Origin of the sequence: Mycolicibacterium wolinskyi str. Jessa 2025 (assembly GCF_049241375.1) — a bacterium.
In the GTDB taxonomy this organism is placed as follows: Bacteria; Actinomycetota; Actinomycetes; order Mycobacteriales; family Mycobacteriaceae; genus Mycobacterium; species Mycobacterium wolinskyi.
In genome coordinates, this window is record NZ_CP185960.1 from 6,785,752 (window position 1) to 6,804,859 (window position 19,108).

General features: G+C 64.7%; 18 protein-coding genes and 1 pseudogene. 7 read left to right on the top strand and 12 right to left on the bottom strand.

Annotated elements, in window-relative coordinates; all coding sequences use genetic code 11:
• The first annotated feature begins 10 nt into the window (after positions 1-10).
• Together ACOI2T_RS33640 and ACOI2T_RS33645 are read left to right on the top strand one after the other, a co-directional pair.
• Positions 11-1,930, top strand: a complete 1,920-nt coding sequence (locus tag ACOI2T_RS33640) for a cellulose biosynthesis cyclic di-GMP-binding regulatory protein BcsB (RefSeq protein WP_409505204.1) — start codon at positions 11-13, stop codon at positions 1,928-1,930.
• Positions 1,854-3,566: a glycosyltransferase family protein gene (locus ACOI2T_RS33645; protein WP_409505205.1), complete on the top strand. Its 1,713-nt coding sequence runs from the start codon at positions 1,854-1,856 to the stop codon at positions 3,564-3,566. Before ACOI2T_RS33640 ends, ACOI2T_RS33645 begins: the two co-directional genes overlap by 77 nt.
• Here the strand turns inward: ACOI2T_RS33645 and ACOI2T_RS33650 are convergent.
• Positions 3,552-3,689 (bottom strand): annotated as a pseudogene (locus ACOI2T_RS33650) (IMP dehydrogenase); the annotation flags it as partial. The gene ACOI2T_RS33645 and the pseudogene ACOI2T_RS33650 overlap by 15 nt on opposite strands.
• Positions 3,674-4,096, bottom strand: a complete 423-nt coding sequence (locus tag ACOI2T_RS33655) for a winged helix-turn-helix transcriptional regulator (protein WP_067857912.1) — start codon at positions 4,094-4,096, stop codon at positions 3,674-3,676. The pseudogene ACOI2T_RS33650 and the gene ACOI2T_RS33655, both read right to left, overlap by 16 nt.
• Positions 4,097-4,193: 97 nt before the next feature.
• Here ACOI2T_RS33655 and ACOI2T_RS33660 point away from each other — a divergent pair, with 97 nt between their 5' ends.
• The 3 genes from ACOI2T_RS33660 (at position 4,194) to ACOI2T_RS33670 (ending at position 6,551) form a co-directional block, all read left to right on the top strand.
• A complete protein-coding gene (locus tag ACOI2T_RS33660; protein ID WP_409505206.1) occupies positions 4,194-5,042 on the top strand; it encodes an alpha/beta fold hydrolase in 849 nt (282 codons plus the stop codon).
• Between the two features lie 45 nt (positions 5,043-5,087).
• Positions 5,088-5,888, top strand: coding sequence for a bifunctional hydroxymethylpyrimidine kinase/phosphomethylpyrimidine kinase (gene thiD / locus ACOI2T_RS33665; protein WP_409505207.1), 801 nt, complete (start codon positions 5,088-5,090; stop codon positions 5,886-5,888).
• 90 nt (positions 5,889-5,978) lie between these two features.
• Complete coding sequence (locus ACOI2T_RS33670) at positions 5,979-6,551, top strand: Uma2 family endonuclease (protein WP_067857920.1); 573 nt, start codon at positions 5,979-5,981, stop codon at positions 6,549-6,551.
• 27 nt (positions 6,552-6,578) lie between these two features.
• Here the strand turns inward: ACOI2T_RS33670 and ACOI2T_RS33675 are convergent, their stop codons facing one another.
• The 10 genes from ACOI2T_RS33675 to ACOI2T_RS33720 all read right to left on the bottom strand — a co-directional run bounded on the left by ACOI2T_RS33675 (position 6,579) and on the right by ACOI2T_RS33720 (position 15,402).
• Positions 6,579-6,935 (bottom strand): cupin domain-containing protein, encoded by a 357-nt coding sequence (locus ACOI2T_RS33675; RefSeq protein WP_234791022.1) that lies wholly within the window; start codon positions 6,933-6,935, stop codon positions 6,579-6,581.
• 28 nt (positions 6,936-6,963) lie between these two features.
• Positions 6,964-8,379 carry an NAD(P)/FAD-dependent oxidoreductase gene (locus tag ACOI2T_RS33680; RefSeq protein WP_409505269.1) on the bottom strand — a complete coding sequence of 472 codons (1,416 nt, stop codon included), beginning with the start codon at positions 8,377-8,379 and terminating at the stop codon, positions 6,964-6,966.
• Between the two features lie 30 nt (positions 8,380-8,409).
• Entirely contained in the window at positions 8,410-9,543 is a 1,134-nt protein-coding gene (locus tag ACOI2T_RS33685; RefSeq protein ID WP_409505208.1) for an ABC transporter ATP-binding protein, read from the bottom strand.
• Positions 9,533-10,333, bottom strand: a complete 801-nt coding sequence (locus ACOI2T_RS33690; protein WP_067857929.1) for an ABC transporter permease — start codon at positions 10,331-10,333, stop codon at positions 9,533-9,535. The genes ACOI2T_RS33685 and ACOI2T_RS33690 overlap by 11 nt, the downstream gene beginning before the upstream one ends.
• Positions 10,330-11,229 (bottom strand): ABC transporter permease, encoded by a 900-nt coding sequence (locus ACOI2T_RS33695; RefSeq protein WP_409505209.1) that lies wholly within the window; start codon positions 11,227-11,229, stop codon positions 10,330-10,332. The genes ACOI2T_RS33690 and ACOI2T_RS33695 overlap by 4 nt, the downstream gene beginning before the upstream one ends.
• A gap of 14 nt (positions 11,230-11,243) precedes the next feature.
• The gene (locus ACOI2T_RS33700) at positions 11,244-12,377 is read right to left on the bottom strand and encodes an ABC transporter substrate-binding protein (protein WP_409505210.1); all 1,134 of its coding nucleotides are present in this window, start codon (positions 12,375-12,377) and stop codon (positions 11,244-11,246) included.
• A 10-nt stretch (positions 12,378-12,387) separates the two neighbouring features.
• Positions 12,388-12,975 (bottom strand): type II toxin-antitoxin system RelB family anti-toxin, encoded by a 588-nt coding sequence (locus ACOI2T_RS33705; protein ID WP_409505211.1) that lies wholly within the window; start codon positions 12,973-12,975, stop codon positions 12,388-12,390.
• Between the two features lie 258 nt (positions 12,976-13,233).
• Positions 13,234-14,370: an FAD-dependent oxidoreductase gene (locus tag ACOI2T_RS33710; RefSeq protein ID WP_409505212.1), complete on the bottom strand. Its 1,137-nt coding sequence runs from the start codon at positions 14,368-14,370 to the stop codon at positions 13,234-13,236.
• A gap of 191 nt (positions 14,371-14,561) precedes the next feature.
• Positions 14,562-14,729: a hypothetical protein gene (locus ACOI2T_RS33715; protein ID WP_165766040.1), complete on the bottom strand. Its 168-nt coding sequence runs from the start codon at positions 14,727-14,729 to the stop codon at positions 14,562-14,564.
• 187 nt (positions 14,730-14,916) lie between these two features.
• A complete protein-coding gene (locus ACOI2T_RS33720) occupies positions 14,917-15,402 on the bottom strand; it encodes an Lrp/AsnC family transcriptional regulator (protein ID WP_409505213.1) in 486 nt (161 codons plus the stop codon).
• 267 nt (positions 15,403-15,669) lie between these two features.
• On the opposite strand from ACOI2T_RS33720, the gene ACOI2T_RS33725 reads away from it, so the two are divergent.
• Entirely contained in the window at positions 15,670-18,021 is a 2,352-nt protein-coding gene (locus tag ACOI2T_RS33725) for a thiamine pyrophosphate-binding protein (protein ID WP_409505214.1), read from the top strand.
• On the top strand, positions 18,018-19,079 hold the full coding sequence (locus tag ACOI2T_RS33730; RefSeq protein WP_409505215.1) for a 2-oxo acid dehydrogenase subunit E2: 1,062 nt from the start codon (positions 18,018-18,020) through the stop codon (positions 19,077-19,079). Before ACOI2T_RS33725 ends, ACOI2T_RS33730 begins: the two co-directional genes overlap by 4 nt.
• Positions 19,080-19,108: the final 29 nt, after the last annotated feature.

Consider the following 19,108-nt stretch of genomic DNA (forward strand, 5'->3'; position numbering starts at 1 on the left):
CAAGGACGCCATGAACCGCCTGCGCAAGCTGGCACTGCTCGCCGTGCCGACCATACTCATCGGGACACTCGCTGCGCCCGCGGCTTCGGCCGACCCGCTACAGAACCAGATCAACCCTTCGAGCACACCGGCCGTCGGTTGGGGACAGCTCGGGCTGTCCGATGAACTGGTGCTCCTAGGGGACAACCAGCGAAACTACGTGGAGGTCCCTGTCCCGCAAGGAGTTACACCAACAACCCTGAGTGGCCAGATCGGGTCGGTCGTCGACGCGGCCGAAGGGCGTGTCGATGTGCTCGACTCACGGGGTACCTTCCTCGGCGCCATCAACGCACCCACCGCGCTGGCGAGCGAACCCTTCACGGTCGACATCTCCGCGGCCGAAGTCACCGACAACACGGCGCGGCTGAGCTTCGTCCTGCGAAACGCGGACGCTCCTGCCAACAGCTGCGCACAGATGCCATCGATCACGCTGAGCCAACTGTCCACGAGCTACTCGGGCGCGTCACCCAACCCGAGAACGGTGTCCGACTTTCTGCCGGGCTACCTGGACCGCGTCAACGTCCGGGTCGGAGCGGACCCCTCACCGTCTCAACAACAGGCGGCGCTCAATCTGGTGGCACGCCTCACCGATCTGTACCGCCCGATACCGGTACGGGTGGACGTCGATACGTCGGGCACCCCGGCCCACCCGGGCGCCGGTTCCAGCCGGGTCATCGAGATTCGCGACGGCGGCAAGCCCGGGCTGTCAGTGGAAAATGGCGGCACCCCCGCGGCGGCATTGGTGATCTCGGGCAACGGCGAGGATCTGGTGCGACAGGTCGACCTGTTCGCCGATCGCCGCGCGAAACTGGCTCAATCCGATTCCGCCTCAGTGGTTTCGGCGACCTCTGACCGCCCGCAGTCATCGAACACCCTGACGTTTGCTCAACTCGGGGTGGCCGGTGAGGCTTCTGTCTTGGGCACCACAACCCTGTACACCGGGTTCGACATCGGCGAGTTCGGCACGGGCCAAATCCAACACGCGCGGCTGCATCTACTCGCCAACTACACCCCGGTCACCGAAGGTGAAGGCTCGCTGCTTATCCGGGCCGGCTCCACGATTCTTGCCTCACGGTCACTCGACGGCTCCGGCACGGTCGATCTGACCGCCGACATCCCGGCCGAAGCCGTGGCCTCGAACATCGGTCTCGGACTGGAACTGCGTTATGTTCCCCGCCACGAATGCGCCCCGCTGTCCGACCGCATGACCTTCGCGCTCGACCCTCGCTCGACGCTCACCGTCACGCCGGGAACACACAATCGGGGCGGATTCCCAGTGCTGCCAATGGCGTTCACGCCCGACGTCGACGTGGCTGTGGACAGTCCGGACCAGATCCGCTACGCGGCCCAGGCGATCAACTTGATGGGACAGCAGTCTGCGGTGGCGCTATTGCCGCGTCTCGTGACCTTCGATGACGCGGCCGCCTCGCGCACGCCGCTGATCACGGTGGCCAACGGCGAGCAATTGCGTGACGCGGGCATGTCGCCACCGCTCCTGCCCGGCGCAGGCACGACCGTCGGGGTCAACGGAAAGCCTGCCACCGATATCGATTTGGCAGGGCCGCTCGGCATCGTCCAGGCGTTCACCGCTCAGGATCGCAGCGTGCTGGCGATCAGCGCCATGGGCGATTGGTCGCTGGTGGACCGCAGCTTCGACTACATCCGCGGACTCGATCGCCGGTGGGCGTCATTGACCGGCGATGTCGTGGCGACCGGCGCCGACGGCGACACCGTGAACCTCGTTGTGCGTTCCGGCGGTCCGATGCCGTACGAACCGCATGTCGACGACGCCTGGAAATGGTGGGCAACGCTGAGTGCCGGCGCGGCGGTCCTCATCGTCGCCGTGGCAACCGCCGTCCTGGTCGTTCGGCGCCGACGCGCCCGGGCGTGACCGAGCAGACGTCGTCGCCACCGCGTTGGCGGGCGGCGGCGATCTTCACAGCACTGTCGGGGATCTACTTCGCCGTCGCCGGATCCTGCTCGTGCGGTACAACCTGTTCGACCCGGACGCACCGAGTCGCGTCGCGAACGCGGGCTACACCGTGATGAGCCGAGATCCCCACCTGTCGGCGATCGGGTTTGTCTGGAATCCCCTGCCCAGTCTGGTGGAGATCCCGCTGGTGGCGTTGCACCCCTGGTGGCCCGAACTGAAGACGCATGGTCTGGCGGGCGTGATTCAGAGCGCGCTCTTCATGGCCGGCGCGGCGCTGATGGTGCGGCGAATCGCCCTCGACCGTGGTCTGCCCAGCCGGTGGCGTTGGGCCGCCATCGGCGGATTCGCCCTCAACCCGGTCATCGTCATCTACGGCGGATCCGGGATGAGCGAGGCGGCAGAAATTTTCTGCCTCGTGTGGTGCACGAGATACTTACTGCGATGGCTCGATACGCGACGGGTGAGCGATTTGGCCTGGGCCGGCATCGCATTGGGAGTCGGCTATCTCGCCCGCTACGAGATGATCCCGGCCGCAGTCGGTGTCGCCGTGCTGGTCGCCGTGGTGGCCTTCACACGGGCCGACCGAGCCGATCGCATCCAGACGACGATCCTCAGCGTGCTCATCGTCATGTTTCCCATCGCCGTGGCATTCGTCACCTGGGCCGTCACCGGGTGGATCGTCAGCGGCGAACTGTTCGCCCAACTGTCATCCCGCTACGGCAACGAGGGCCAGGTAGCGGCGGCGCTGGCGCGCGGTGGCACCGCGCATTCCGGTACCGCAGACGGGTGGCTCGTCGCCGCGCGGGTCCTGGCGATGCAGCCACTGGTCGGCATCGCGGTTGGCCTGGCCGCGCTCGTGGCCGTGTTGGCCAGGAAGGTCGACGCCCTCGTCCCGGTGGTGGTGTTCGGTTCCGTGTTGACTTTCGCTGTCTGGGGCCACTATTCGGGCACCACCTTCGGGTTGTTCCGGTACTACCTCCCGGCGATCCCGATGGTGATCGTCATCGCAGTCACCGGATGGGGTGCAGCGCGCGACGTCGGGTTGCGGTTCGGTGCGGCATTGCTGTCACTGTCGATCGTCGTCGCGATACCCGTGACCACGGTTTCCATGCTGAACGAGAACATCGGCAATCAGCCGTTGCAGTTCGGGCTCAAGTCGCTCCTCGACCCGGAGAAGTACCCGGCCGAACAACAGTGGTATCGCAGAGAACTCGTCGACGATCGCCTGCTCGCGGAGTTTCTCGACCGCAAGCACCTGCCTGACGGATCGGTACTGATGGACACGTTCTTCGGCTGGGGCATCTGGCTCGCGTCCGACAACCCCAAGCAATTCGTCGTCACCAGTGACTACGACTTCACCGCGGCGTTGAATCGCCCGTGGGATTTCGGAATTCGGTACATCGTGGTCAGCAACCCGGCGCTGTCCGACGCCGACGCGGTGCACGTCCGTCACCCGACGATGTGGGACACCGGGGCTGGATTCGCCCGGCTCGTCTACTCGGTCAAAGGTCCCGGCGGAGACGAACGCCGACGTGTTTACGAGGTGCTCGGTCCGCCGCGGCCCATACCGACCGACGCTCTAGGTGGTGAGTAGCACCTTCACGGCCCGCCGTTCGTCCATCGCCCGGTAGCCGTCTGCCGCCTCCGGTAGGGGCAGGGTCATGTCGAACACCTTGCCGGGGTCGATCTTTCGGTTCCAGATCAGGTCGATCGGTTCGCACCTCGAGTGCTCTCGGCTGATTGCACGGCATTGGCTCGATCGATCTCGACCATGTGGGCTTCGGCCCAGTCCCGCAGCGCGGTCAGTGGAACGTTGAGGGAGCGCCCCAAATCGGTAAGGCGGTAATGCACTTTGGGCGGAACGGTCGGTTCGACGCGACGTGCGATCAAACCGTCGCGGGTCAGGCTCTGCAGGGTTACCGACAGCATCTTTTGCGAGACCCCTGGAGTTCGGCGCCGTAAGTCCGCGAATCTCACTTCACCGTCACCGGCATCGGCAAGGACCTTGATCACCATTGACGTCCACTTGGTGCCGATGCGATCGAGCAGGCGGCGCGTCGGGCAGTCGGGATCGAACAGGTCCCCGCGAGCCTGCTTCGCCTGCCGGGTCGCTGGGGAGGTCACCTGAAGCTCACCACCTGTCGTCAAAGTGCCGTCTTCTCGGCAGCCCGCTCGTTTCTTACGGTTACCTGGTAACCAATGGTAACCACATGGAGGGCTGGTGCCGGCAATCACTGAGTGGTCTTTGCAGCAGATCGAAACGAACGGCATCGTCGCCAACACGGCGATCGTCGACGAAGGGCCGGCAATCCTATTGCTGCACGGGTTTCCCCACACCTGGCGGCTCTGGACGGACGTCATTCCGGCGCTGGCCCGCCATCATCGCGTCATCGCCCCCGACCTTCGGGGGTTGGGCGCGAGTACCCGCCCGGTCGACGGCTACGACGCCGCCAGCTTGGCAACCGACGCCGAGGGACTGCTCGACGTGCTCGGCGAACCGCAGGCCGACGTCGTCGGAATTGATCTGGGCACGTCGCCGGCATTTCTCCTGGCGATGCGCCGCCCAAGCCGAGTCAGGCGGCTCGTCGTGATGGAATCCGTGCTGGGGACATTGCCCGGCGCCGAGGACTTCCTGGCCGGCGGACCACCCTGGTGGTTCGGTTTCCACCAGGCACGGGACCTTGCCGAGACCGTCCTGACCGGCAACGAAGCGTCCTACATCGGCTGGTTTCTGTCCGCCGGAACCCTCGGGCGTGGAGTCCCGCCGGACATCCATCGCCATTTCGTGAATGCATACACGGGCCGTGGCGCGCTCCGCAGCGCCTTCGCCCACTACCGCGCGATGCCGGCGACCGCGCGCCAGATCGCCGCAGCGACAGCGAAGAGTCGTCTGACCGTGCCGACCCTTGCGATCGGTTCACATCCCGTGGGCGACGCGCTCGCACGTCAACTGCGGCCCCTTGCCGACGATCTCACCGAGCACGTGATCGCCGACTGCGGCCACATCATCCCGCTCGACCGGCCCGCCCTTCTCAATGCGCTGTTGCTGCGTTTTTTGTCGGGCACTTAGCTGTGCCGACACGGCTCAGCTGAACGGTGTCGTAGGCTCGATGACGTGGTTGACCAGGCATATGTCATCGCCGGATCCGAGGCTACCGGCGGTGCCGGACTCCAAGCTGACCTGCGGACGTTCCAGCAGCTCGGTACGTACGGCGTGGGCACCGTGACGTGCATCGTGTCGTTCGATCCCAAGGCGAACTGGGGCCACCGGTTCGTACCCGTCGACCCGCAGGTCATCGCCGACCAGATCGAAGCGGCGACATCCGCCTACGACCTCGATGTCGTCAAGATCGGCATGTTGGGCACGCCGGCCACCATCGACGTCGTCGCACAGGCCCTCGCGGGTCAGTCCTGGCAGCACGTCGTCGTCGATCCCGTCCTGATCTGCAAAGGCCAGGAACCGGGCGCCGCCCTCGACACCGACACCGCGCTCCGTCGGCAGATCCTGCCGCTCGCAACTGTCACCACGCCGAATCTGTTCGAGGCTCGCACGCTGGCCGGTATGGACGAGATCTCGACGGTCGATGATCTCGTCGAAGCCGCTCGACGCATCGCCGACCTCGGTCCGCGTTACGTCGTCGTGAAAGGCGGAGTCGAGTTCCCCGGCGACGACGCCGTCGATGTCTTCTTCGACGGCAGCGACGCCGAAATCCTGCGTGCGCCCAAGGTCGGCCACGCACGCGTCGCCGGTGCGGGATGCACACTCGCGGCTGCCATCACCGCCGAACTCGCCAAGGGCACCGACGTCGGCGACGCCGTCTCTCGGGCCAAAGAGTTCACCACCGCCGGGATCGTCGACCGGGTGAGCGGCAATACGCCATTCGACGCGGTGTGGCAGGGTGCCAGCGGGAGGTAGGTGTTTCTTGTCGGTGCCAGCTGGGATGCTTCGTTTCGAGCGAAGCCGTGAGCAGGCGTAACCTGCTCTGAAGGGATGTGGAGGTGCACGGTGGCAGGATTGGCCGAGTTTCCGCGTGACCTGGTGACGCTCGAAGAGTGGGATGCGCTTGAGCTGGACGAGGCGCGTCGCTGGGAGCTCGTCGAGGGGGGCATCGTCATGACACCGCGGCCGCGTCCGCTTCATCAAGTGGTGTCGTTCAATCTTGCGCAAGTGATCCGGGCGGCGCTGCCTGCTTCGCTGGCGGTGCTGCTCGAAGTCGAGGTCACGGTCGAGGCGCGCTTCCCGCCAACCGTGCGCGACCCCGACTTGGTTGTGGTCAAACGCAGTGTGGTAGATCGCAATCCGGTCCGCATCGACGCGTCAGACGTCGTTCTGGTAGTCGAGATCGTTTCACCCGGTTCGCGTCGAACCGACCGGGTGATGAAGGCCTACGAGTACGCGAAGGCCGGCATCGAGCACTACTGGATCGTCGATCTCGACACCGACCCGGACGAGCGGTTCCTCGCCCACGTTCTGCGGGGCGACGCCTATCACCGAGTTGGATCCCTCGACGAGGACCGAGTACGAACGGAAGAGCCTCTCGCACTGGACTTCACGCTTGAGGACCTGACCCGACCCTGACGCCCGACCTCGCAGAAAACGCGCTTGCTACGCGTCGATCAAGACGAACGACTTCCGGATCGTCTCGTGGACAACCCACGTACCGCGCCATCCGCGGGGTAGGACGAGCAGTGACCCCGGGCCAATGTCAGCGGATGAGCCATCTTCGCCGGTGACGGTGCCGTGCCCGGACACGATGTGGCACACCTCGGTCGCCTTGCTGCGGTCGGCCGTGAATTCGCCCGGTCCGCACTCCCAGATCCCGACCGAGGTCTCACCGTCGCCCCACAGGTCCAGCGACGACTCCATCTGGTTGCTCTTGCTCGTCGGCTTGGGTTGCGCTGCGGGAAGATCGGTCCCTTCCGCGGGGGCATGACGCAGGCTGACGTTGAAATCGACTGACACAGTTCCCTCCTTCGTATTCTCGCCGTGGTCAGCGACCGGTGATCATGTTGGCGATCCGGGCGATCCGGCTGGTCTTGGGCAGGTCACGTTCAGTTTCTCGACGGTCGGCCATCCGGTAGAGCACATACATGCTCTGCACGCCAAGCCATCTGAGTGGCTCCGGCTCCCACCGGCGCACTCGGCGCCCGACCCACGGCAGCCGGGTCACGGGTGTGTCGCGTTTGAGGACCAGGTCGGCGAGTGTGCGCCCGGCAAGGTTGGTGGTGGTCAAGCCGCTACCGACATAGCCGCCTGCCGTTCCCAGACCCGTCACCGGGTCGAGGTCGACGGTGGCCGTCCAGTCTCGCGGCACGCCGAGAACACCACACCAGGCGTGCACGATCGGAATCGACGCCGTCGCCGGGAACATGTCGTGCATGAGCTCGGTCAGCGCATTGATGGTCCACTGTTGCGTGGCCCCATTCGTGTCGGTCTTCGAGCCGAAGCGGTACGGAATCCCGCGACCGCCCAGCGCGATTCGATTGTCAGCGGTGCGCTGGGCGTACATGTAGCCGTGTGCGTAGTCGCCGAGCAGTTCGGCGCCGCGCCAACCGATCTGGTCAGCCGCTTCCGGCGTCAGCGGTGCGGTGACGATCATCGACGAGTTCATCGGAAGCCAATCACGGCGCTGTCCTTCGAGGGTGGCCGTGAAACCTTCCAAGCACCGCAGGACGATCGGCGCGCGCACGACACCACGGTCAGTGATTGCGCGGCCCTGCTCGATCCCGGTGACCGTGGTGCCCTCATAGATCGTGACGCCGGCCGCTTCCACGGCCCGGGCCAGACCGAGCACGAGTTTCGCGGGTTGCACGCGTGCGCAGTGCGGACTGAACATTCCGCCCAACGCGCCTGCGACGCGGATCCGGTCGTCCATCTCGTCGCGGCTCAACGCGACGAAATCCTCCGGCCCTGCGCCCCATTGCTGTTCGTAGCGCACCGACTCGTAGAGGCGGCCCAGCTGCGCGCGTGTCCGGGCGACGTGCAGAAGCCCGTCCTTGGCGATGTCAGCGTCGATACCCTCGGCCTTGGCGACCGAGATGACCTCGTCGACCGCGCCCCGCATCGCCCGCATGAGGTCGACGACGCCCTCGCGGCCATGGGTCGAGGCGTAGGCGTCGCGACTACCGGCCAGCTCCGCCGACAGCCATCCGCCGTTGCGCCCGGACGCGCCGAAGCCGGCGAATTCGCGCTCCAGCAGGATGATCCGGAGATCCGGCTGCTCTCGCTTGAGGTAGTAGGCAGTCCACAGACCCGTCAGACCGGCGCCGACGATGCAGACGTCGGCCTCCTGGTCTCCCGGAAGCGCCGGTCGCCGCTTCGGCAGGCCGATCGAGCGGTACCAGAACGACACGTCGCCGTTGATGAACTTCGTCGGATCGCCGACTGTGCTGCCGCCGGTGGGCATGGGTGTGCTCCTGTTCGTCATGCGTGGTCGTCAGAGGGACGCGGTCGCGGCCTGCTTCGGCGCCGCCGGCTGCGGGTCACCGGACGCGAGAATCGCGGCGTCGTCGGGGTGGAAGGTGAGCCAGATGCGGTCACCGGCACTCGCGGAGCTGATGGCACCGGCACTTTCGCGCACCAGCACGATCGTGTCGTCATCGAGACGGACCTCGACCTTGCGGGAGTTTCCGAGGTAGATGTGCTGCACGACGGTGCCCGGTACCGCGTTGACCGAGCTAGGCCGTGGGCCGTCGGGCTCGATGCGGATCCGTTCGGGCCGCACCACCACGGCGACACCGGCACCGCGGGCGTGCTCGAGGCCACGGACCGCGGAGAGGTGATGGCCGTTGGAGTCGGCCTCGCGGCCGCCATCGGACACCCCGTGGAACAGTGACGACTCGCCGAGGAACTGCGCCACGAACAGGGTGTTCGGGTACTCGTAGAGCTCAGTGGGAGAACCGATCTGTTCGATACGCGCGTTGTTGAACACCGCGATGCGGTCCGAGAGGATCAACGCCTCGTCCTGGTCGTGGGTGACGTAGACGAACGTCGTGCCGAGATCTGAGTGGATGCGCTTGATTTCCAGCTGCAACGAGTCACGCAGCTTCTTGTCGAGGGCGCCGAGCGGTTCGTCCATCAGCAGCACACGGGGGCTGTAGACCATCGCTCTGGCGAGCGCGACGCGCTGCTGTTGACCACCCGACAGCTCCTTGGGCCTGCGCTTGCCGAGGTGGCCGAGGCCGACCATCTCCAGCGCTTGTGCGACCAGCGTGCGCCGCTCGGCCGCGGCGATCTTGCGCTGCCGCAGGGGATACTCGACGTTCTGCGCCACTGTCATGTGCGGAAACAGCGCATAGTGCTGGAACACCATGCCGATATTCCGTTTGTACGGCGGGAGATTCGTGACCGCACGGCCGTCGATGAGCAGCTCCCCCGACGTGACGTCGGCGAATCCCGCGATCATGTTCAGCGTCGTCGTCTTACCGGAGCCACTGGGCCCCAGCAGGGTCAAGAACTCTCCCGGGCGGGCCTCCAGATCGATGGAGTCCACCGCGGTGAAGTCCCCGTAACGCTTCGTCAGATTACGCATGGTGATCGAAGCGCCCTGGGGTGAGCGGTCATCCGACATTTCGTCTCCTCGTCGCATAGATGCTCGCAAGGACCGTGACGACGGTCGTGAGGGCAAGGATGAGCGTTGCCGCGGCCGCGATGGTCGGGTCGGTGTCGCGAGTCACCGACGAGTACATCCGCACGGGCAACGTCTGCAGGTATGGGCTTTGGATGAACAGCGACAGCACGACCTCGTCGAAGCTGGTGGCGAAAGCGAACACCGCCCCGGACAACACGCCCGGCGCCACGAGCGGCAAGGTCACGGTACGGAACGCGGTCCATCGCCCGGCCCCGCAGATCGCGGCGGCGTCTTCCAGGCGCCGGTCGAATCCTTGCAGGCTGGCCATCACCGGGATGATGACGAACGGCAGGGCCAGAACGCTGTGCGCCACAACGAATCCGAAGGTCGTACCGAGCAGGTTCAGCCGCAGGAACAACGCGTAGAGCCCGATCGCGATCACGATGACCGGCACCAACATCGGCGCCAGCAGGAGCGCCCTGAGGCCTTGCTGGCCGAAGAAGCGGGTCCGACTCAGCGCGAGGGCCGCTGCGGTACCGCACACCGTCGCCACGATGGCGACCAGCACGCCGACCTGAATACTCGCCTGCAGGGCCGCCATCCAGGAGGGATCGGAGAAGAAGTTGGCGTACCACTGCGTCGACCAGCCCTCGGGCGGGAACGTGAACGTCGGACGATCGGTGAAGCTCAGCGGGATCACGACGAGCGACGGCGCGACGAGCCAGAGCGCGACAATGCCGCAGAACAGCAACAGAAGGGTCCGCCACACGGTGTTCAGTCGACTGTTCATGCTCGCAGCCCCTGCCGGTTCGCCCGACGCAGCGCCAACGCGAGCACCGCGAGCACCAGGAACGTCAGGACCAGCAGCACCACACCCATCGCTCCGCCCTTACCCCACTGCAACAAGCTGCTGACCTGCGCGTAGATCTGCTGACTGATGAGCGCGTTGTCGGGCGAGCCCAACAACGCCGGGGTCACGTAGAAGCCGAGACTGCTGATGAACACCATCAGACAACCCGCGCCGACGCCCGGAAGCGTCAGCGGTACCCACACCCGCAGGAACGAGACGATGGGCCGCGCGCCCAGGCTCGACGAAGCCAGGACGAGCCGGCGATCGATACCGGCCATCACCGCGTAGAGCGGTAACACCATGAACGGCAACAAGATCTGGCTCATGCCGATCACCACACCGAGGTTGGTGCGAATGAGATGCACGTCGCCCAGGCCGATCGCGGTCAGCACCGAGTGCACCGGGCCGTTGTCCGCCAACAGGATCACCCACGAGAACGTTCGGACCATGAGGCTCGTCCAGAACGGCACCAGCACGAGCATCGTCAGTAACGCACGCACCTTGGGCCCGAACGCGACCATCGCGTACGCGTAGGGATACCCGATCACCAGGCAGACGATGGTGACGATCAGCCCCGTGGTGAACGTCCTGGCCAGCACGTCACGTTGCACGGGATCGGTCAGGTACCACGCGAAATTGCCCAAACCCAGTTCGGGTTCGCTGAGGGCTCGCCACAGCATGATGCCGAGTGGCACGACGAACAAGCCGAGGACGAGAACCACTGCGGGGAGAAGCAATCCGAGGGTGCCGCCGCGTCGTCGTTTGGCACCGACCGGCAGTTCATCGGGTGCTTGGCGGGACGTGCTCGGTCCCGACAAGGCATCGATTACGGTCATAGCGTCGAATCCTGTTAGCCGGCAAGCCAGTCCGTGTATGCGGTGACGAGCTTGTCGTGGTTCTCAGCCCAGTAGGGCAGGTCGATCGGGAACTTGTCCTTCTCCCGTTCGGGTGTCGTGGTCAGATACGACTTGGCCAGATCGTCGAGTTGCGGCTTGGAGTCGACGTTGACCGGGCTGTACGAGGTGAGCTCGGCGAGCTTCGCCTGCTGCTGGGCACCGAGATAGAAGTTGATGAGCGCCATGGACGCCTTCGGGTTCTTGGCATTCTTCGGCACCGCGATGGTGTCTGCCTCGGGCATCCACTGGTTCCACATCGGAGCGAACGGTGCGCCGTTCTTCACGGCCGCGTACGCGCGGCCACTCCACAGCACGGCCATGTCGACCTGCCCCGACTCGACGAGCTGCTGGGCTTGAGCTCCAGTGGTCCAGAACACGCTGTCGTCGCGAATACTCGACATCTTGCGCAGTGCGCGATCCACGTCGAGCGGATACATCTGATCGGGTGCGACACCGTCGGCCAGCAAGGCGCCTTCGAACACGCCCGGGTCTACTTCGCCGGAAATCCCTTGCACGGCGCGCTTTCCGGGGAACTTGGCCGTGTCGTAGAAATCGGCCCAGCTCTTCGGCGGGTTGGCACCGTACTTTTCGGTGTTGTAGATGACGATCAGCCCGTACTGCATGGCGGGCACCGAACAGTCGTCGGTCTTGGCGCCAGCCGGAATCTTGCTGACATCAACGATGCTCGTGTCGATCGGTACGAACAGGTCGCCGCAGTTGCGCGCGGTGAACACGTTGGTCGAGTCGATGACGTCCCAGGTGACGTTTCCGGACTCCACCTGGCTCTTGATCTTCGAGTTGTCCGTCGGCCCGTCTTGAAGGATGCGGGCGCCGGACTCCTGCGCGAAGGGATCGACCGCGGCTTTCATCTGGCCGTCTTGGTAGATGCCGCCGTACGAGACGAAGGTGAGCGTAACGCCTTTCAGCGCATCGGCTTTCACGGTTCCAGCCTGCGGCGGACCGCTGCCCAGATCAACGTCTGCGGCGCTGCCCGGCCCGGCCGGGGTACATCCGGCGGCGATGACCGTCGTGACGAACAACGACGCGGCGGCCAGTGGCAGGTGTCGGCGTGGTGAGAAAGCGGCCACGGATAACTCCTTATATTGTGGGCGGGCTGACGATCCAGAGCAGTTCGGCAGGCTCCCTGCTTTGGTTGTGAACGGTGTGCGGCACAGATGTCCGGTATTCGGCGCTGTCGCCGGCCTCCAGGTGATGCATCACGCCGTCGAGCTCGAGCACGATGCTGCCGGCGATGACCAGCAAGATCTCCTGCGAGTCGTCGTGAACGTAGGCCTCTCCGGCGGTGCCTCCGGGCGCGAACTCGGCGACGTACACCTCGAGATTGCGCAATGGCTTCTGGGAGAGAAGGTATTTCGCGCTTGTATCCGAGACGTGGATCTCGGGCCGGTCCCGCTTGCGCAGAATGCGCGCGCCGTTCGCGTGATGGTCGGTGAACAGGTCGGGCAGCGTGACGCCGAGTTCCTCACACAACCGGCGCAACGTGCCCACGCTGGCATTGACCTGCCCGCGTTCCAATTGGCTGAGGAAACCGGGAGATGTCGCCGCACGCGTGGCGAGGTCACGCAGGGTCAGCTTGCGCGCCAGGCGGAACTCCCGAATGCGGGCACCCAGGTCGGACTCTGCCGCCGCGGGCTTCGTGGCCGCATCCGCGTGCTCAGATTGCATGGATATGGAACGTCCGTTCGTGTGAGTAGATCGGAGTTTCTGTCTCACTAAACAAGTTGTTCGTTGAACGTAGGGGATTGCATGCTGTGACGCAACCCCTACGCTTGCGCGGGTTGTGACGGGGGTCTCACGGGCAGCACGGAACGCCCAGGTGAATAATGCGCCGAACCGGCGAAAGGTCAGCGGGTGACTGGCTGACGTGTGGTGCGAGAAATGTACGTCAACGCGCGAACGCGCGCGCGTCGAACACCTACCGCGTCAGTGCCTACCGAGGGCGTGCGGGCCGGTATGCACCGGCAACCCGGCTTCGAAGCGAGCCATCGACATCGCCGCGACGTCGGGATCAGCGGTTCGGCCCTCGGCCAGATCGGCCAGCACCTCGCCCATGAGGGCCGAGTACTTGAACCCCTCCCCGGAATCGCCACAGGCGAGTACGACGCCGTCTGGCAACGCGTCGATGACGAACTTGCCGTCGGGCGAATCGGTCCACGAACAGACATGTGCGCCAAGCACTGTGGGCTTCACCGACGCCAAGTCCCGCTCGACGCGGTCTCTCAGCAGTGCCGTGCGCATGACATCCGGTGTGCGATCGAGGTCTGCGTCATCGTAGGGCCGCAACGGCAGGTCGAGGCCGATCTTGTAGCCGATACCGGGAGACGGCATGGCGTAGATGCCCGGTATGTCACCGCGCGGACCGTCGAACAGGCACGGGTGATCGTCTGTCGCAGTGGGGTTTTCCGGATCACCGAAGTGCACGGTTTGTTCGAGATAGGGATGCAGGGGTAGATCCACACCGATCGTCTCGAGCAATCGGGGCGTTCCCGGGCCGGCCGCGACCACCACCACGTCGGCGTTCTCTGCGGTGTGATCGTCGAACTGCACCCGGACACCGCGACCACCCGCATCGATGCTCGTCACCGTGCGACCGAACGACTCCATACCCCCGCCTGCCAGAAACAACCGCTCCTGAGCCCGCAGCGATTCTTCGGCGAGAACCACCCCGGCCGCAGGCTGCCAGACCGCGGCTCGCCCATCCGGCCGCAGACCGGGAAAGAACGTCGCGACGTCACCGTCGTCGACGACCGTGTGGTCGACGTCGAACCGCTGCATCATGGCGACCAGGCCCGGCAGGGATTCGTCATCACGCCAAAGCAATCCGCGCTTCAGGAACACCGTTGACTGCGATCGCTCGGCCAGACGCTCCATCGACTCGATGCCCCGCAATGCCATGCGCACCCGCACCGGATCGGGGTCGGCGATCCGCCACAGCCGCGTCGGGCCAGACGACGACGACTCCGCGTTGAGTGGCCCATACCGGTCGACGAGCGTGACCCGATGGCCCCGCCTCACCAGCTCGGCGGCAGTGGGCAGACCCCACGCTCCGGCACCAATCACCACACATTTCATCGCAGACCGCACCCCGTGATACTGCACTACCTCGGTTGGCGACGGCAACGAGGGTTCGTCGCGCACTCGCTGAACCGGTTGCGTTGCAAGGGTTTCGTTCTTTGCGTGGCATGGCCCTCTCCTGATCAACAAAGGCGGGGCACCCGATCAAGGGTGCCCCGCCTCTGTGTCGTCGCGTGTCAGCGGCCGTTGCCGAACGTCGGCGTGATGTCACCGACCGTGGCCTGATGCTGAATGTCATGCACCCACTGATGATGGGTCACATCGGCCTGGGCCGGCGCAGCCAAACCAACCAGAGCGGCAGCGAAACCGGTAACGATGGCGCCGGCAAATCCAAACTTCTTCATGGCAAAGCCCTTCTGTCTCAGATTCGAGCCGTGGCAGATGTCGCGGTTCGGATGTCTCCTCCACCGGTTCGGGGGATTCCTACCCGGTCTGACACCCACAACAGCCCACCCAACACGGTTAATTCCACTGGCAGAAATTGACCGCCACCTGGCAGAAACCGAACACTCAAACGTCGGCCAGACGTACCTATTTTTCTGTCTCAGCGAGCTTCTCCAGAAGCGGCGTCAGCCGGAAGTCGACGAGCTTGCGCATGACCAGCGATGTGTTCGTCTGCTCGACGCCGTCGATGTCGAGTATCTGGCCTGCTACTCGGTAGAGGTCATCGGCCTCGCGGGCCACCACGTGGATCAGCAGATCGGTTGCGCCTGCAAGCCCTTGTACTTCGATCACCTCGGGAACCTGTTCCAGCGCCTGGGCTATGTCCGCTAGCTTGCGCTGCGTGACGCGGGTCAGGATGAACGCGGTCAACGGGTAGCCCAGGGTGGCTGGGTCGATACGCCGCTCGAACGAGCGCAGCACGCCGAGCTGTTCCAGTTTGTTGATGCGTGCCTGGACGGTATTTCGCGACAACTGTGTCTTGTCGGCCAACGCGATCACCGTGGCCCGGGGATCCGTGTTGAGCGCCTTGAGGATCCGAGCGTCAAGGGCGTCGACCCTGGTTTCCGTGGACAAAATGACAACCTCCAACCGATGGACCGACCGCCATCTGAGCAAAATGCCCAATCTAGCGGCTCGAACTTGTCCAAAGTGTAGTTCGATGCTCGACTTAATAGTGAGTTCTGCACCCCTTAGAGCTCCGACGGCCATGTCAGCCCGCCCCGCAGCGCCTGTGCTCTCACCCGAGCCCGCGTACCACGACGGGTCTTCGCCGTGTTCACGACCTGAGCACGGCGAAGGCCGGTCGAACAATCTCAGAACTCGCAAGCAAGGAAGCCACCGATGGACCGCTCGCAATCAGTCGATGCATGGACTCATGTCGCCGACACGTCAGCAGACGCCGCCCTCCGCGAAATCGAGGACCGCGTGCTGTGGCTGTCGACATCGATCATCCACCACGCCAACCGTGTTCGGCCCAACCCGACGGGCCTGAAGGTGGGCGGCCATCAGGCCTCGTGTGCCTCTATGACATCGATCATGACATCGCTGTGGTTCGAACAGCTCCAACCGGGCGATCGGGTTTCGGTGAAGCCGCATGCTTCCCCCGTACTGCACAGCATCAACTATCTGCTGGGCGAACTCGATCAGAAGTACCTGACCACGTTGCGGGAATTCGGCGGTCTGCAGTCTTATCCAAGTCGATCGAAAGACCCTGATCCCGTTGACTATTCGACCGGTTCGGTGGGAATTGGCGCGACTGCCCCGATCTGGGGCACGATCGCGCGCCGTTACGTCGACACACAAATCGGCGCGGCGGGCAAAGGTCGTCAGTACTCGTTGGTAGGTGACGCCGAACTTGACGAAGGGGCGGTGTGGGAAGCCATCTTGGACAACTCCGTTACCGAACTCGGGGAGATCGTCTGGATTGTCGACCTCAACCGCCAGTCACTCGACCGCGTCGTGCCCAACATCGCGGCCGGAAGGCTGGAGTCGATGTTCTCGGCCGCCGGGTGGCAAGTGATCAATGTGAAGTTCGGCGCCCAGCTCGAGTCGCTGTTCGCACAGAGCGGTGGGCCGGCACTGCGCACCCGCATCCTGGAGATGCCCAACCCCGAATACCAACGTCTGCTGCGCTGCTCAGCCGAAGAACTACGGGACAGGCTGCCCGGCAACGGAATAGGTGCCGACGAGATCTCCACACTGATCAGCAACCTCGAGGACGACGCGTTGCTGGCCGCGATCCGCAATCTGGGCGGTCACGATCTGGGCGCACTGCGAGCCGCCTACGCCCAAATCGATGACACCCGGCCGACGGTGATCATCGCCTACACCATCAAAGGCCACCGACTGCCCACCCAGGGCCACCCCCAGAACCACTCGTCACTGCTCACGATCGAGCAGTACGAGCAGTTCGCCACCGAACTCGGAATGGACCCGAACAATCCTTGGTCACGTTTCGACACCGGTAGCGCACCCGCAGAGCTCTGCACCAAGGCTGCCGAAAGGCTGCGGCGTGAGCCGGTGGCGCTGTCGACTCCCCCGGCCGTTCCCGTCGATACGGGTCGGACGCCGTCAGGCACGTCGTCGACCCAGGCCGCGCTTGGCCGGGTTCTGCTCGACCTGAGCCGTCAAGCTCCTGACGCAGCCAAGCGCGTGGTCACTGTGAGCCCCGACGTCAGTTCGACGACGAACCTGGCGGGTTGGCTCAACAAGGTCGGCGTGTGGTCACCGAATGAACGTCGGAACTGGTTCGACGACGACCCGGAGACGATCATGCACTGGCGGGAGAAACCGACGGGACAGCACATGGAACTCGGCATCGCGGAGACCAATCTCGTCGGCCTGATCGGTGAGCTCGGCGCGACGTGGAGCCGATGGGGCCAGCCCCTCTTTCCGATCGGTGTGGTCTACGACCCGTTTGTGGAGCGGGCTCTCGAGCCGTGGTCCTACGGCATTTATGCGGGCGGGCAGTCGATTCTGGTCGGGACGCCATCTGGGGTGTCACTCGCAGCCGAGGGCGGTGCGCATCAATCCATCAAGACACCATCGATCGGACTCGAGCAACCCGGCTGCATCAGCTACGAGCCGGCATTCGCCATCGATGTCGAATGGACGTTGCTCTCATGCATCGGCCGGTTGGGGCGGCCGGACGGCTCCTCGTCGTATGTGCGGCTGTCCACACGGCCTGTGGATCAAACTTTGGCGTCGGTTCCCAACGATCCCGCCGCCCGGGAACGCCGGAGAAAACACGTTGTCGCCGGTGCATACCTGCTGCGCCGCGCAGGTGGCACACCCCAAGTCACTGTGGTCGGCATGGGAGCGATGATCACCGAAGCCCTGCATGCCGCCGATAGACTGGCCGAGCAAGGCATCGCCGCCGACGTCATATGCGTGACCAGCCCCGGACTGCTGTTCGACGGATTGCAATCTCGCCGAGGACTTTCCGAGAGCCCATCGTGGATTCTCGATCAGGTTTTCCCGGCCGATCGAGCCGCCCCCATGGTGACAGTGCTCGACGGGCACCCGCATACGTTGGCGTTCCTCACCGGTATCAACAATGTGACGGGAGCCGCTCTCGGGGTGAGTCGCTTCGGACAGGTCGGCTCGCTCGATGACGTCTACCGGTATCACGGCATCGACACCGACAGCATTGTCAGCGCAGCGCTCGACCTGACCGAACGGAACGTGAAATGACCACCACCACAAGCACTACCAGCGTCGAGCTACCTGCACTCGGCGAGGCGGTGACCGAGGCCACCATCACCCGCTGGCTCAAGGCAGTAGGCGATGAGATCCAGCACGACGAACCCCTGCTCGAAGTTGCCACCGACAAGGTCGACACCGAAGTCTGTTCGCCCGCAGCCGGGATCCTGGCTCAGATCATCGAGCCGGAGGACGCCGTGGTCGAGGTCGGCGCCGTCATTGCGGTGATCAGTGCGGCCGCACCAGCTTCCATCGAGGACGGGCCTCCTGAGCCGGAGAACGTTCCGGCGGCTGCCGAGCCGGTGCCGACACCCCAGCCAGCCGAAAAACCAACGGGCCGAGTCGAAAAGCTCCCGAGGATCCGGCGCACAATCGCCCAACGCATGCTCACATCACTGCAGACATCGGCGCAGTTGACGACCGTGATCGAAGTCGACCTGACCAATGTCGCAGCGGTGCGCAACCGCAACAAGGCGGAATTCCACGTCCGAACCGGTCATAAGCTGTCGTATCTGCCGTTCGTCGTCCGCGCTGCTGTGGAAGGCCTTGCCGCACATCCGGTTATCAACTCCTCACTGAACGCCGACTGCACCGAAGTCACCTACCACAGTGCCGTCCATCTCGGGCTCGCCGTGGACAGCGACAAGGGCCTGATGGTGCCGGTGATCCGCAATGCCGAATCACTGACGTTGGCCGACTTGGCAGAGGCAATCGCGACATCGGCCCTGGCGGTGCGATCTGGCACGATACGACCTGACGATCTGTCCGGAGGAACCTTCACCATCACCAACACCGGCAGCCGCGGTGCGCTGTTCGACACCCCGATCATCAACCAACCCCAGTCGGCCATCCTGGGTGTCGGCACAGTGGTCGAACGACTCGTACCTGCACGCGACGAGCTTGGCAACCTCCTGGTCAAAACCAGTTCAATGGCCTATCTTTCGTTGTCCTACGACCATCGGATCATCGACGGCGCCGACGCCGCGCGCTACCTCGCCACGGTGCGTGAGCGACTCGAACGAGGCTTCGACGACGCGGATCTTCGATGATCAACGAACCCTCAACCCCAAGGCCTCCA